We start from the raw sequence: 15737 nt of genomic DNA, 5'->3' as shown, positions 1-15737 counted from the left end.
CTCCGCATGGCTTTGCGCTCGACCTCACCGGAAGTTCTCACGGCGGGACCGGGCGAAACCTTTCGAGTCGGGCGCCGTGGCAACTTCGCTGAAAACCGACGGTCGTTCGTCCTCAGGCCACGACGACCGGCAGGCTCTGATGGCCGCGCAGGACAAGGCGGTCACGGCGGACCGGCCCGTCCCCGGGGGCCGGGCGCAGAGCGGGGAACCGCGCCAGCAGTTGGCTGAAGGCGGTGGCCGCCTCCAGCCGGGCCAGCATGGCGCCGAGGCAGTGGTGCGCTCCCCCGCCGAAGCTGAGCGGCTGGATGTCCCGACGGTGGGGGTCGAAGCGGTCCGGGTCCTCGTAGCGGGCGGGATCGCGGTTGGCGGCGCCCAGGAGGAGCACCACATGGCTGCCCGCCGGCACCGGCACGCCCCCGACCAGGACGCCGTCGGTCAGCACGGCCCGGTTGCTCACCTGCAAGGGTGAGTCGTGGCGCAGAACCTCTTCGACGAAGCCCTCCACCGGAACGGTTCCGTCCTGCAGGCCGGCCATGATCTCGGGGTGCTCGAACAGCACCTGCAGGCCGTTGCCGAGGAGGTAGGTGGTGGTCTCGAAACCGGCCAGCAGCAGGCCGGCGAGGTTCGCGACGAGTTCCTCGTCGTCCCGCAGGGTTCCCTCGTCGCGCGCCCCGACCATGGCGGTCACCAGGTCGTCGCGCGGGTCGGCCCGTCGCTTGTCGGCCAGCTCGGTGAAGTACCGGTGGACCTCCAGCGCCGCCCGGTCGGCGGCTTCCAGTCCGGAGGGGTCGGCGAGCAGTTCCAGGGTGGCGCTCAGATCCGCGGCGTAGCCCCGGAAGCGCTCCCGGTCCTCGGCGGGGACTCCGAGCAGGTCGCAGATGACATGGGCGGGCAGGGGGAAGGCGAAGGCGTCCATGAAGTCCACCGGTGAGGAGCCGGCCTCCGCGAGGGTGTCGAGCAGGGCGTCGGTGATGCCGGCGATCCCGGCTTCCATGCCCGCCACCCTCCGTGCGGTGAACACCTGGGACATCGACGAACGCAGCCGCCCGTGGTGGGGCGGGTTGGCGACGAAGAGGGTCCGGCTCAGCAGGGCCAGCGAGGGATGTGCGGCGAGGTCGGCGCCCCAGGTCACCAGGTTGATGTCGGCGCCCAGTGCCGGACTGCGCAGCGCCTGGCGGCAGGCTTCGTAACCGCTGACCAGCAGGAGACCGTCCCCGGCCGGCACGGCGGGTCCCAGTTCGCGGGCGCGCTCGTACAGCGGGTAGGGATCGGCTCGTCCCTCAGGCGTCAGCAACTGGGCGACGATCGACTGCGCGTCCAACGTTCCTCCTGGTGACCTGGTGGTGGGGCCTCGGGCGTCGGCGCGGCGGTCAGGGCGTGCCGGTGTCCGTCCCGGCGGAGGTGGCCGGGGGCTCCGGCGACGCCGTCCGGTGCGCGGCGAGGCGGGGCCAGACCAGGGCCATCGATCCCCAGGTGAGGCCGCCGCCGAAGCCGGCCAGCACCACCTTGTGCCCGGGGCGCAGCTCGCCGGAGGCGACTCCGTCGGCCAGGGCCAGCGGGATCGAGGCGGCGACCGTGTTGCCCCGCACCTCGATGTTGGAGAGGAACCGCTCCGGCGGCAGGCCGAGCCGCCGGGCGACCGCTTCCAGGATGCGGGCGTTGGCCTGGTGCAGCACGAAGGAGTCGATCTCCGCGAGGTCCCATCCGGTGCGCCGGGCGGTCTCCCGCACCGACTCCGCCATCCGCCGCACCGCCTGCGCGTAGACGGCCTGCCCCTGCATGGTGAAGTAGGTGTCCTCGGTCTTGGCCGGCAGCCCCGTGGACCGTTGCCGGGACCCGCCGGCCGGCACCTCGATCAGATCGCTGAGGCTGCCGTCGCTGCCGAGGTTCAGGCCGGTGAGCGCGCCGGGCTCGGTCGGCGACCCGGTGCGCAGCACCACCGCGCCACCGCCGTCACCGAAGATCACCCGGGTCGAGCGGTCGTCCGGGGCGAGGAGCGTGGAGAACGCGTCCGCGCCGACGACCAGCACGCTCCGGGCGGCGCCCAGCGCGACCATTCCGGCGCCCGTCGCGAGGGCGTACACGAAGCCGGTGCACACCGCCGCCACGTCGAACGCCGGGACCGGACCCAGTCCCAGCCGGGTGGCCACCTCGGGCGCGGTCGCGGGACAGTGCCGGTCCGGGGAGCTGGTGGCGAGGACCACCGCGTCGACGCCCTCCAGCCCGGCGCACGACAGTGCCCGCCGCCCGGCCTCCACGGCCAGGTCGCCGGTGGACTGCCCCGGCGAGACCCAGCGGCGCTCCCGGATGCCGGTGCGGCGGTGAATCCACTCGTCGCTGGTGTCGAGGACCTCCGCCAGCTGGTCGTTGGTGACGACGGTGGGGGGAACCCAGCCCCCGAGTCCGGCGACGACTGCCGCTCGTTCCATGGCCTCCAGCTCCTTTCACAGCCCGATGGCCGCACCGGGACCGGAAAGCGGCCCGAGCTCAACCATTCACCGAACACCGGCTCACATCCGCCGATCTCGGCATGTGTTAGGTGAAGCCCTATATCTCGGGCGACGCCCGACGCCCCGTCAGCGGCGGAGGGGGCCCGATGACGGCACACGGATGCGCAACTCGGCTGCGGTGGGACCAAGTTCGGCCTCACCGCGTCCGGGCCGTGCACCCTCCGGCGGGCCGGCGGGCCGGAACCCGCCGGCCCCGCCGTCCCGGAAGAGGGGACCGCGGTCTACCGTCGTCGTCCCGTCACGCGGATCCGAACTGCTTGTCGATGAAGTCGAAGAGGTCGTCGTCGCTGGCCGCGTCGATGCGCTCCTCGACCTCCGTCTGCGGGGGCCCACCGGCGCCGTCCGCGGCGGACGTCACCGCGGTCGTGGCGGGCACCGCCGTGTCCAGTGCGGACAGCAGCCCGCGCAGCCGTTCGGCCAGCGCGGAGCGCACCGTCTCGTCGCCGGCGATCTCCGCCAGCACGCCTTCCATCCGGTCGAGTTCGGCCAGCATCGGCTGTACGGCCGCTGCGCCGCCCGGCGCGGTCTCGGCCCGCAGATGACGGGCCAGCCCGAGGGGCGTCGGGTAGTCGAACAGCAGGGTGGCCGGCAGCCTGAGCCCGGTGGCGGAGTTGAGCCGGTTGCGCAGCTCAACGGCGGTCAGCGAGTCGAAGCCCAGCTCCAGGAAGCCGCGTTCGGGGTCCACCGCCTCGGAGTCGGCGTAGCCGAGGACGGCCGCCGCGTGGTCGCGGACGAGATCCGCCAGCACCGCGAGGCGCGCCTCGGCGTCCAGGTCCGCGAGCCTGCGCCGCAGCCGCTCGGCGGGCGCCGCCCCGTCGGCGGCGGCCGCGCGACGACCGGGGGCGGGCTTGACGAGGGACCTCAGCAGGGCCGGGACCTCCCCGTCGGGCGTCCGCAGCCCTGCCGTGTCGAAGCGGGCCGGGACCAGCACGGCCCGGCCGGTGGCCACGGCGGCGTCGAAAAGGCCGAGGGCCTGCTCGGACGGCATCGGGACGACTCCGCCGCGCGCCATCCGCACCAGGTCGGCCTGGTCCAGCTTGCCCGTCATGGCCGACCGCTCCTCCCACAGGCCCCACGCCAGGGACTGGGCGGGCAGGCCGTGGGCGCGCCGCTGCCGGGCGAGGGCGTCGAGGAAGGCGTTGGCCGCCGCGTAGTTGCCCTGCCCCGAGCCGCCGAGGACACCGGCGAGCGACGAGTAGAGCACGAAGGCGCGCAGCTCGCTGTCCCTTGTCAGCTCGTGCAGATGCAGCGCGGTGTCGGCCTTGGCGGCGAGCACCGTGTCGAGCCGCTCCTGGGTGAGGGAGCCGATCACGCCGTCGTCGAGGACGCCCGCGGTGTGCACCACGGCGGTCAGCGGGTGCTCCGCGGGGACCGTGGCGAGCAGCGCGGCCAGCGCCTCCCGGTCGGAGGTGTCGCAGGCGACGAGTTCGGCCCGGGCACCGAGCGCGGTCAGGTCCTCGAGGAGTTCCCGCGCACCGGGCGCGGCGGGGCCGCGCCGGCCGGCGAGCAGCAGGTGCCGGGCACCGTGCCGGCCGGCCAGGTGCCGGGCGACCAGGCCGCCGAGCGCGCCGGTGGCCCCGGTGACCAGGACCGTGCCGTCCGGGTCGAGCAGCGTGCCGGTGCCGCCGTCCGCCGTCCGGGTCAGCCGGGCACGGACCAGCCTCGGCACCCGCGACTCGCCCTTGCGCAGGGCGATCTGCGGTTCCTCGTGGCGGGCCGCGGCGGGCAGCGCCCGGTACGACTCCTGGGCGCCGTCCCAGTCGAGGAGCACGAACCGGTCCGGGTTCTCGGTCTGCGCGGTGCGCACCAGACCCCATACGGCCGCCGCCACCGGGTCGGGTGCCCGGTCGCCGTCGTGCACGGTGACGGCGTGCCGGGTGACGAGCACCAGCCGGGTGGCATTGAAGGTGTCGTCGGCGAGCCAGTCCTGCAGCAACCGCAGCACACGGCCGGTCGTCCGGCGCACCGCGGCGGCCAGGTCGGTTCCGGCCGGCAGGCCCCCCTCGTCGTCAGCGAGGCCGGGCACGGCGGCCAGCACCGTCCCGGGTACCGGAAGGCCGCCTGCGGCGACGGCGTGGGCGAGGCCGGCCAGGTCGGGGTGGGATGCGGCGGCGAGCCCGGCGGCCGTCAGTGCCTCCCCGAGGGCGGGGTCGCCGTCGCCGTCCAGGACGGCGAAGCCGGTGGAGGCGGTCCGGGCGGGGGCGGCGGCGGGGGTCGCCCACTCCAGTTCGTGGAGATGACGGGCGGCGGCGCGGGCGTCCCCGAGCTGCCCGGCGGGCAGCGGACGCAGGGTCAGCCCGCTCACCGTGGCGACGGGGCTGCCGGCGGGATCCGTGACGGTCAGCGCGACCGTGTCGGGTCCGGCCGGGACGAGACGCACCCGCAGCGCACCCGCTCCGGGCGCGTGCAGGCGTACACCGGTCCAGCTGAACGGCATGAGCGCGGTCCCGGAGGCGGCGCCGGCGGTCAGTCCGACGGTCTGCAGGGCGGCGTCCAGCAGGGCCGGGTGCAGCCCGTACCCGCCGGCGTCGGCGGCGACCCCGGCGGACGGTTCGACCTCGGCGTACACCTCCTCGCCGAGCCTCCAAGCGGCGGTCAGCCCCTGGAACGCCGGTCCGTAGCCGAAGCCGCCCGCGGCGAAGCGGTCGTAGATCCCGTCCACCGCGATCTCCTCGGCGCCCTGCGGCGGCCACGGCCCGAGCGGGACGTCGACCGCCGGGTCCGCCGTCGTGCCGAGCTGCCCGAGCGCGTGGCGGGTCCAGGGCTCGTCGTCCGCCGCGTCGTCCGGCCGGGAGTGCACGGTCACCCCGCGCACTCCCTGCTCGCCGGGTTCGCCGACGGTGACCTGGAGGTGGACCGCCCCCTGTTCGGGCAGCACGAGCGGCGCCTCCAGGGTGAGTTCGTCGACGGCGGCACAGCCGACCCGGTCGGCTGCCAGCAGCGCCAGCTCCAGGAAGGCGGTGCCGGGCAGGATCGCGGTGCCGGAGACCGCGTGGTCGGCGAGCCAGGGGTGGCTGCTGAGCGACAGCCGTCCGGTGAGCAGGTAGCCGTCGCCGCCCGCCAGGGCCGTGCCCGCCGCGAGCAGGGGATGCTCGCCGGCGCAGAGCCCCGCGGCGGCGAGGTCCGGCACGCGGGGTTCGGCGTCGAGCCAGTACCGGGCCCGCTGGAAGGCGTACGTCGGCAGATCGGCCCGGCGCACCGGACGGCCGGCGAAGAAGGCGGCCCAGTCGGGGCCCGCGCCGTGCACGTGAAGGGTGGCGAGGGCGCTCGTGACCGCGGTCTCCTCGGGCCGGTCGCGGCGCAGCAGCGGAGTGACGACGGCGGCCTGCGGTTCGGCGAGACAGTCCCGGGTCATGGCGGTGAGCACCGCGTCGGGGCCCAGTTCGAGGTACGCGGTCACCCCCTGCCGCTCCAGGGTCGCGACGGCTTCGGCCCAGCGGACCGTGCCGCGCACGTGGCGGACCCAGTAGTCGACGTCCTCCAGCTGCCCGGAGTCGGCGAGTTCGCCGGTGAGGTCGCACACGACGGGAACGCTCGGGGCCGCGTACGCCGTCTCGCGGGCGACGGTGGCGAAGCGGGCCTGCATCGGTTCCATCCGCGGCGAGTGGAAGGCGTGCGACACGGTCAGCCGCTTGGTGCGCAGCCCGGCCTCGCGCCACGCCTGGGCGAGTTCCTCCACGGCCTCCTCGTCGCCGGAGACGACCACGGAGGCCGGCCCGTTGACGGCGGCGAGGGACACCCGGTCCTCGTAGGTCCGCAGGGCCTGCGCGACCTCCGTCTCGCCCGCCTGCACGGCCAGCATGGCCCCGCCGTCCGGCAGTTGCTGCATCAGCCGGCCGCGTGCGGCGACCAGACGGCAGGCGTCGGCGAGGTCGAACACTCCGGCGACATGGGCGGCGGCCAGCTCGCCGATGGAGTGGCCGACGACGAGGTCCGGTCGCAGACCCCAGTGTTCCAGCAGCCGGAACTGTGCCACTTCCAGGGCGAACAGCCCGGCCTGGGTGTAGGCGGTGCGGTCCAGCAGTTCGGCGTCGGGCGAACCTGCCGGGGCGAACAGCACCTCCTTCAGGGGCCGTTCGAGTTCGCGGTCGAGTTCGGCGCAGACGGCGTCGAGGGCGTCGGCGAACACGGGGTGGGCGGCGTACAGGTCACGGCCCATACCCGGACGCTGACTTCCCTGACCGCTGAAGAGGAACGCGGTGCGCCCGCCACGGCGCCGCACTCCGCGCACCAGCCCCGGAGCCTCCCGGCCCTCCGCCAACGCCCGTACGGAGGACAGGAGTTCGTCCCGGTCACGGCCGACGGCGGCCGCCCGGTGGTCGAATCCGGCCCGGCCGAGGGCGAGCGAGTGCGCGACGTCGAGGGGCGCGGCGGCATCCTGCCGCTCCGGGTCCTCCAGATGGGCGAGCAGCCGGACGGCCTGGGCACGCAGGGCGTCGGCGCTGCGGCCGGAGAGCACCCAGGGGACGACGGCACCGCCGGAGCCCACCGGCACGGGCGCTTCCTCCGGTGACGGGCCGTCCTCGGCGGCCGGCCGAGGGGACTCGGCGGGCGGCTGCTCCAGGATCACATGGGCGTTGGTGCCGCTGATACCGAACGCCGACACACCGGCCCGGCGCGGACGTCCCTCGGCCTCCGGCCACGCGACGGCCTCCGTCAGCAGCGACACCGCCCCCTCGGTCCAGTCGATCCGGGTCGACGGGCGCTCGGCGTGCAGGGTGCGGGGCAGCATCCCGTGCCGCATCGCAAGCACCATCTTGATCACACCGCCGACACCGGCGGCGGCCTGTGTGTGCCCGATGTTCGACTTCAGGGCGCCGAGGAACAGCGGCCGGTCCTGCGGCCGGTCCTGACCGTACGTCGCCATCAGCGCCTGCGCCTCGATGGGGTCACCGAGCCGGGTGCCGGTGCCGTGCGACTCGACGGCGTCCACATCGGCCGGGGCGAGCCCGGCGGCGGCCAGGGCCTGCCGGATGACGCGCTGCTGCGCGGGGCCGCTCGGCGCGGTGAGGCCGTTGCTGGCACCGTCCTGGTTGACCGCCGAACCGGCGAGCACCGCGAGGACGGGGTGGCCGTTGCGGCGGGCGTCGGAGAGCCGCTCCAGCAGCACGACGCCGACGCCCTCGGCCCAGCCCGCCCCGTCGGCGTCGTCGGAGAACGCCTTGCAGCGGCCGTCCGCGGACAGCGCCCGCTGCCGGCTGAACTCGATGAAGGTGTCCAGCGAGGAGATCACCGTGACCCCGCCGGCCAGCGCCATGGTGCACTCACCGGCGCGCAGCGCCTGGGCGGCCATGTGGAGGGCCACCAGGGACGAGGAGCACGCGGTGTCGACGGTGACGGCCGGGCCCTCCAGACCGAAGGTGTACGAGATCCGCCCCGAGGCCACGCTGCCGGCGCTGCCGGTGGCCAGATAGCCCTCGAAGTCCTTCGGGGCGTGCTGCACCCGGGAGCCGTAGTCGTGGTAGTTGGAGCCGACGAACACCCCTGTGCTGCTGCCGCGCAGGGTCCTCGGGTCGATGCCGGCCCGCTCGAACGCCTCCCACGACGTCTCGAGCAGCAGCCTCTGCTGCGGGTCCACGGCCAGCGCCTCGCGCGGGCTCATCCCGAAGAAATCCGGGTCGAAGTGGTGCGCGTCGTACAGGAATCCGCCGCCGCGGGCGTAGAAGGTGCCGGGCCGGTCCGGGTCGGGGTCGAAGGCGGCCTCGAGGTCCCAGCCGCGGTCCTCCGGGAAGGCGGACACGGCGTCACCGCCCCGCGCGAGCAGCCTCCACAGCTCCTCCGGGCCGTCCACGCCGCCGGGGTAGCGGCAGCCCATCGACACGATCACCACCGGGTCGTCGTCCGTCGCGGCCGGCCGGGACGCGGCGGCCGGCGCCGGGCCGGTCGCGCCGGACGGGACGGCGGCACCGAACAGGTCGGCGTGCAGTTTCGCGGCGAGCGCGACGGCGGTCGGATGGTCGAAGACCAGGGTGACCGGCAGCCGGAGGCCGGTGCTCTCGGCGATGGTGTTGCGCAGGGCCACCGCGGTGAGCGAGTCGAAGCCGAGGTCGCGGAAGGCCCGCTCCTCGTCGACCTGGTCGGCGCCGGGGTACCCGAGCGCCGCGGCGGCCAGGGTCCGCACCAGCCCGAGGAGTTCGCGCCGCTGCTCGTCGTACGGAAGGCCTGCGAGGCGCGCCGTGAGCGCGTTTCCGTCACCGCCGTCCGCCAGGGACACGGTACGCGCCGCGAGAGCCTCCCGCACCTCGGGGAGGTCGGCGAGGACCCGCGGCGCACGGTCGGAGTGGGCGAACGCGTAGGTCTCCCACCGTACGTCGGCCAGGGCCAGCACGGGTTCCCCGGCGGACACGGCCTGCTGAAGCCCGGTCAGGGCCGACTCGGGATCCATGGCGGGCATGCCGGAACGGGCCAGCCGCTCGCCGGTCTCGCCTGAGGCCAGACCGCCGCCGCCCCAGGCGCCCCAGGCGACCGACGTGGCGGGCAGCCCGTCGGCGTGCCGCTGCCGGGCCAGCGCGTCGAGGAAGGCGTTGGCCGCGGCGTAACTGCCCTGCCCGGGGCCGCCGAGGGTGCCGGCGAGCGAGGAGAACAGCACGAACGCGTCCAGGTCCAGGTCCCGGGTCAGCTCGTGCAGATGCAGTGCGGCCGCCACCTTGGGCCGCAGCACGGTCTCCGCCCGCTCGGGGGTGAGGCCGTCCAGCACTCCGTCGTCGAGCACCCCGGCCGCGTGCACGACCGCGGTGAGCGGCTGGTCCTCGGGTACGGCGGCCAGCAGCGCGGCCAGTTGGTCGCGGTCGGCGGCATCGCACGCCACGAGCGTGACGCGGGCGCCGAGCCCGGTCAGCTCGACCTCCAGCTCGGCCGCGCCGGGCGTGTCCGGGCCCCGGCGTCCGGCCAGCAGCAGATGACCGGCGCCGTTGCGGGCCAGCCAGCGGGCGACATGCGCCCCCACGCCCCCGGTTCCCCCGGTCACCAGCACGGTGCCGTTCGGCACCCATCCGGTCGACGCGGGGTCGGCCGGGGCGGCCGCCCGTACCAGCCGCCGTGTGAAGAGCCCGGAACCCCGTACGGCCACCTGGTCCTCTTCGGCGGCTCCGGACAGGGCGGCGACCAGCCGGGCCAGGGCACGGTCGTCCAGGTCCGGCGGCAGGTCCACCAGCCCGCCGAAGCGCTGCGGGTACTCCAGAGCGGCGATCCGGCCGAGCCCCCACACCTGCGCCTGGACGGGCGCGGCCGGCCGGTCGGCACGGCCCGTGGACACCGCGCCCCGGGTGGCGATCCACAGCGGCGCGGCCACGCCCGCGTCCCCGAGCGCCTGCACCAACGCGGTGTTGAGGGCGAGCCCGTTGCCGAGCGCGCTGCCCGGAGCGTACGGCGACTCGTCCAGCGCCAGCAGGGACAGCACACCGGCCGGCCGCGCGGCACCTTCGTCGTCGCCGACGACACCGCCGAGCAGAGCGGTGAGCCGCTCCCGGTCGACGCCGGCGGCCACTTCGAGGGTGGTCACCTCGGCGCCGTGGGCCGTCAGACCGCCCGAGAGGGAGGTGATGAGGCCGGTGTCGGGGTGTCCCTGCGGTACGACGAGCAGCCAGGGACCGGTCAGGTCGACGGCGCGCGTGTCCTGGGCGACCGGCTTCCAGACCACCTTGTACCGCCAGCCGTCCACCGCCGAGCGCGCCACCTGTTCCCTGCGCCACCCCGACAGCACCGGAAGAACACCCGCCAGCGCCTCACTGTCGGACACCCGCAACGTCCCCGCCAGCGCCTCCAGATCCTCACGCTCGACCGCCTCCCAGAAGCGGGCGTCCACCACCTCCTGCCCGGACACCCCCACCCCTGCCGGAACCGTCTTCTCCAGCCAGTAACGACGACGCTGGAAGGCGTAGGTGGGCAGCGGGACGGTACGGGCGTCGTGGCCGGCCAACACCGCCGTCCAGTCCACCGGGATGCCGCGCACCCACGCCTCAGCGAGGGAAGTCAGGAAACGGTGGGCGTCGCCCTTGTCCCGACGCAGCGTGCCGACCACGACCGCGTCCGGTGCCGCCTCCTGCACCGCCATACCCAGCACCGGGTGGGAACTGACCTCGACGAACGCCCCGTAACCCTGTGCCAGCAGGCCTTCGACGGCGTCGGCGAAACGCACCCGCTGACGCAGGTTCCGATACCAGTAACCCCCGTCCAGCCCAGCGGTGTCGATGACCTCCGCCTCGGTCGTCGAGAAGAACGGCACCTCACCCGTGCGCGGGGAAACCGGTGCCAGCACTCGTGCCAGTTCCTGTTCGATGGCCTCCACGTGCCGGGTGTGGGAGGCGTAGTCCACCGGGACACGACGCGCCCGGATGCCACTGTTCTCGCAGTGCGCCATCAGCTCATCCAGCGCATCCGCATCCCCCGCCACCACCACCGAACCCGGACCGTTCACCGCAGCCACATCGATACGGCCCGCCCAGCCGGCCAGCAACTCCTCCACCTCAGTCAAAGCCAACGGGACGGACACCATGCCGCCGCGCCCCGCGATCGCCCGGATCGCCCGCGACCGCAACGCCACCACCCGCGCCCCGTCCTCCAACGACAGACCACCCGCCACCACCGCAGCCGCGATCTCCCCCTGCGAATGACCCACCACCACCGACGGCACAACCCCACACCCACGCCACACCGCCGCCAACGACACCATCACCGCCCACGACACCGGCTGCACCACATCCACATCAACCAGTTCGCAGCCGCCCCGCACCACCTCACTCAACGACCACTCCACATGCGGGGAAAGCGCACGCTCACACGCCTCCATCGACGCAGCGAACACCGGCGAGACATCCCACAACTCCCGCCCCATCCCCACCCACTGCGCCCCCTGCCCCGGGAACACGAACACGGTGCCGTCGGGGACCACGTCGAAGCTGCCGGTCACCGCTCCCGGGACCGTGCGGTCGGCCGCCAGGTCGCCGAGGCCGGACAGGAGTTCGCTCCGATCCGCGCCGAGGAGGACAGCCCGGTTCTCGAACGCGGCACGGGTGGCGGCCAGGGACCACGCGACATCCACCGGCCGGACGTCCTCGCCGGCCGATTCCACGTACGACGCCAGCCGCCCCGCCTGACCGGTGAGCCCCTCTCCACCACGCCCCGACACCACCCACGGAACCGGGCCGCCGGCCACGAACACCGGTGCCACGGTGTCGTCGGTGGTCTCCGGTTCCCGCGTCCCGGGGCCGGATTCCGGCGCCTGCTCCAGGATCACATGGGCGTTGGTGCCGCTGCCGCCGAAGGAGGACACGCCCACGCGGCGGGGGCGGCCGGTCTCGGGCCACTCCTCGTTCTCCGTGAGGAGGCCGACCGCTCCGGACGACCAGTCGACGTGCGGTGTCGGCCCGTCCAGGTGCAGCAGCTTCGGCAGGACGCCGTGCCGCATGGCGAGGACCATCTTGATGACGCCGGCGACGCCCGAACTTGCCTGGAGGTGGCCGATGTTGGCCTTGAGAGAGCCTATCCGCAGCGGTTCTTCCCGATCCTGGCCGTAGGTCGCCAGCAGGGCCTGCGCCTCGATCGGGTCACCCAGCGTCGTGCCCGTGCCGTGCGCCTCCACCGCGTCCACGAGATCCGCGCTCAGACGGGCGTTGGCCAGCGCCGCACGGATCACCCGCTCCTGCGAAGGACCGTTGGGCGCCGTCAGACCATTGCTCGCCCCGTCCTGGTTGACCGCCGAACCCCGCACCACCGCCAGCACCGGATGACCATTGCGCCGCGCATCCGACAACCGCTCCAGCAACAGCACCCCCACACCCTCACCCCAGCCCGTGCCGTCCGCACCCGCCGCGAACGGCTTGCACCGACCATCCGGCGCAAGCCCACGCTGCCTGCTGAACTCCACGAAGTTGCGGGGGCCGGCCATGACGGTGGCGCCGGCCGCGAGGGCGAGGCGGCACTCGTCCTGGCGCAGGGCCTGGACGGCGAGGTGCAGCGCGACCAGCGACGAGGAGCACATGGTGTCGACGGTGACGGCGGGGCCCTCGAATCCGAGGGTGTAGGCGATACGGCCGGAGAGCACCGCGCCGGAGCCGCCCGTCAGCATGTGTCCCTCGACGCGGTCCCGGGCCCGGGCGGCCGCGGCCCCGTACCCCTGGTCGCTGCTGCCGACGAACACGCCCGCCTTCTCGCCGCGCAGGGTGCCGGGGTCGATCCCGGCGCGTTCCAGTGCCTCCCAGGAGGTCTCCAGGAGCAGTCGCTGCTGCGGGTCCATCATCGTGGCCTCGCGCGGCGAGATGCCGAAGAACCCGGGGTCGAAGTCGGCCGCGTCGTACAGGAACGAGCCGGAGCGGGTGTAGCTGGTGCCCTGGTGCTCCGGGTCGGGGTGGTACAGGTTCTCCAGGTCCCAGCCTCGGTTCGCGGGCAGCTCGGACACGGTGTCGACGCCCGCCACCAGCATGGCCCAGAAGTCTTCCGGAGTGTGCGCGTTGCCGGGGAAGCGGCAGCTCATCGAGACGATGGCGATGGGCTCCTGCTGCCGGGCCTCGACCTCCTGGAGGCGTCGGCGGGTCTGCCGAAGGTCGGTAGTGACCAGCTTGAGGTAGTCGCGGAGCTTGTCCTCGTTAGCCATGAACGTCATCAGTCCCTAGAGCAGGCCCGAAGGCTTGAAGTCACCCATGCGGCGTTGGCAACCGGGCGGTCGGACGGGGTGGTTCGGTGCTGGGTGGTGCGGATGGTGCGGGTGGTGTCGGTGGTGCGATGGGAGGGGATGAGCCGGACGGGGCGGCCAGGGGGGAGTACACCGCCCCGCCGGCGGTCTAGTTGAGGCCGAGTTCCTTGTCGATCAGGTCGAACATCTCGTCGTCGGAGACGGCCTCGAGCGGTGCCTCGTCGGGGTCGCCGCCGGCCGGCTTCTCCGCCGGGCCGTCCGACAGGCGCCACAGCAGCGCTTGCAGCCGGGTGGTGATCCTGGTGCGGGAGACGTCGTCGGCCGGGTCGAGGGCGGCGACGGCAGCCTCCAGCGCGTCCAGCGGCGTGAGATCCCCTGTGTCCGCGCCCTCCGTCCGCGGGGTCAGTTCCGACAGCAGGCGTTCGCCGAGCGCGGCCGGGGTGGGGTGGTCGAAGACCAGGGTGGCGGGCAGGCCGAGACCTGTGACCTCCTTCAGCCTGTTGCGGAGCTCGACCGCCGTCAGGGAGTCGAACCCCAGATCGCGGAAGGCGTGGCCGGGGCCGATCGCGCCGGTACCGTCATGGCCGAGAACCGCCGCGACCTGCGTACGCACGAGCTGGAGCACGGTCCGTTCCTGCTCGGCCCGGCTCATGCCGGCCAGCCGGTCGGCGAACGACCGCGCCGGACCGGGTACGTCCGCGCCTTCGGTCTCGGCCGCACCGGCACGGGCCCGCGCCGCGTCGAGGAACCGGGCTTCCGGGATCTCGTCGAAGAGGCGCCGGCGGCGGGCGGCCGAGTAGGTCGCCGCGAACCGTTCCCAGATCACGTCGGCGACGACCAGGACCGTCTCGTCGTACGCCAGGGCCTGCTGTACGGCGCCCACGGCCACCTCGGGGTCCATGGTGGGGACGCCGTAGCGGCGCAGCCGGTCGCCCTCGGCCTCGTGGACCATGCCACCGCCGGCCCAGGCACCCCACGCGATGGAGGTGGCGGTGCGGCCGCGGCTGCGGCGCCACTCGGCGAACGCGTCGAGGTAGGCGTTGGCCGCCGCATAACCGGAGTGGCCCCCGTCGCCCCAGACACCCGCGCCGGAGGAGAACAGGACGAAGGCCTCCAGCGGGCGGTCGCCGAGCAGTGCGTCGAGGTGCAGGGCACCCGCGGTCTTGGCGCACATCACCTCCTGCAGCGCGTCGAGGTCCGTGTCCCCGATCGCGACGGCCGGCGGCTCGGTGCCCGCCGCGTGCACCACGGCGTTGACCGGCGCGTCCTCGGGTACGTCCGCCAGCACCGCGGCCAGGGCCTCCCGATCGGTGATGTCGCAGGCGGCGATGGTGACGCGGGCGCCGAGCGCGGTGAGTTCGCGCTCCAGTCCGTCCGCGCCGGGAGCGTCCGGGCCTCGCCGGCTGACGAGCAGCAGATGCCCGGCACCGGTCGCGGCGAGCCGTCGGGCCAGGTGCGCGCCGAGGGCTCCGGTGCCGCCTGTGATGAGCGTCGTGCCCGTGAACCCGACCGTGCGCCGTTCGCCGGCCTCGGTGTCGACCGGCTTGCGGATCATGCGGCGTACGTACAGTCCGTCCTCGCGTACGGCGAACTGGTCCTCGTCCTCGTCGCCCGCCAGAGCGGTGCAGAGCCGGTCCCAGACGTGTGTGCCGAGTGCCGCACCCGCGCCCGCGCCGTCGGATGCGTGCTCGTCGTCGGGAGGTGCGGGGAGGTCGACGAGACCTCCCCAGCGCTGGGGACGGTCGAGCCCGTAGACCCGGCCGAGCCCCCAGACGGCCGCCTGCTCGGGGAGCGGACCGGCGGCCGGGCCGGGCGCGCCGACCGCTCCCCGGGTGACCGTCCACAGCGGTGCCTCCACCTCCGTGTCCGTGAGCGCCTGCATGAGCAGGAAGGTCGTCGCGACGGCCTCGGGCACGGCGGAGGACCGTGGCTCGGTGGCGGAGCGGTCACCGCGCGGTGCGAGCGGAAGCAGATTGAGTACGCCGCCGATGAGCGGGTTCTGTTCGAAGGCCTCGCGCAGACGGTCCGCCAGAGCGGCCCGGTCCTCACACGTCACGTCGAGGACGACCGTGACGACGTCGTCGACCTCCCCGTGTCCGCGCAGCCGTTCGACCAGTTCCCGGGCCGTGCCCTCGGCCGGTTCCTGGGCGGTGCCCTCGGCAGTCCCGTCGGCGCCGGGCACCACGACCAGCCAGTGAGACGCCAGCGGGCCCGGCCCGGCCACCGATGCGCCGGCCGGCTGCCACGTCACCGCGTAGCGCCAGGAGTCCAGCACGGCGCTCTCCCGCTTGCGCCGGCGCCACTGCGCCAGGACGGGCAGCACCGGTTCCACCGTGTCGAGCGTCCGGCGCCGCTCGGGCGCCAGGTCGAGGGTGTCGGCGAGGGCCTCCAGGTCCTCACGTTCGACCGCCTCCCAGAAGAGAGCGTCCACCTCGTCGACCGAGGGGCTGCCGGGCTCGCCGTGGGGGGCGGGTTCGGGGAGGTCGAGCCAGTAACGGCGGTGCTGGAAGGCGTAGGTGGGCAGCGGGACGGTACGGGCGTCGTGGCCGGCCAACACCGCCGTCCAGTCCACCGGGATGCCGCGCACCCACGCCTCA

At 74.3% G+C, this 15737-nt stretch carries 4 protein-coding genes; all 4 read right to left on the bottom strand.

The window, feature by feature from the left end:
- Positions 1 to 112: 112 nt before the first annotated feature.
- Positions 113 to 1321, bottom strand: a complete 1209-nt coding sequence (locus tag ACFY30_RS38940; RefSeq protein ID WP_390849874.1) for a cytochrome P450 — start codon at positions 1319 to 1321, stop codon at positions 113 to 115.
- A gap of 49 nt (positions 1322 to 1370) precedes the next feature.
- The gene (locus ACFY30_RS38935; protein ID WP_390849873.1) at positions 1371 to 2429 is read right to left on the bottom strand and encodes a beta-ketoacyl-ACP synthase III; all 1059 of its coding nucleotides are present in this window, start codon (positions 2427 to 2429) and stop codon (positions 1371 to 1373) included.
- Positions 2430 to 2748: 319 nt separating this feature from the next.
- Entirely contained in the window at positions 2749 to 13101 is a 10353-nt protein-coding gene (locus tag ACFY30_RS38930) for a type I polyketide synthase (protein ID WP_390849890.1), read from the bottom strand.
- Positions 13102 to 13288: 187 nt separating this feature from the next.
- Positions 13289 to 15737, bottom strand: a 2449-nt coding sequence (locus tag ACFY30_RS38925) for an SDR family NAD(P)-dependent oxidoreductase (protein ID WP_390849872.1), incomplete at its 5' end; no start/stop codon positions are given.

Source organism: Streptomyces sp. NPDC000345 (assembly GCF_042898825.1).
GTDB lineage: Bacteria > Actinomycetota > Actinomycetes > Streptomycetales > Streptomycetaceae > Streptomyces.
The sequence above is the reverse complement of the archived record's forward strand: the minus strand, read 5'-3'. Positions and strand labels throughout refer to the sequence as shown.

Coding starts and splice junctions, on each gene's coding strand:
- ACFY30_RS38930 (WP_390849890.1), bottom strand. CDS start 13,101: ATGGCTAACGAGGACAAGCTCCGCGACTACCTCAAGCTGGTCACTACC.
- ACFY30_RS38935 (WP_390849873.1), bottom strand. CDS start 2,429: ATGGAACGAGCGGCAGTCGTCGCCGGACTCGGGGGCTGGGTTCCCCCC.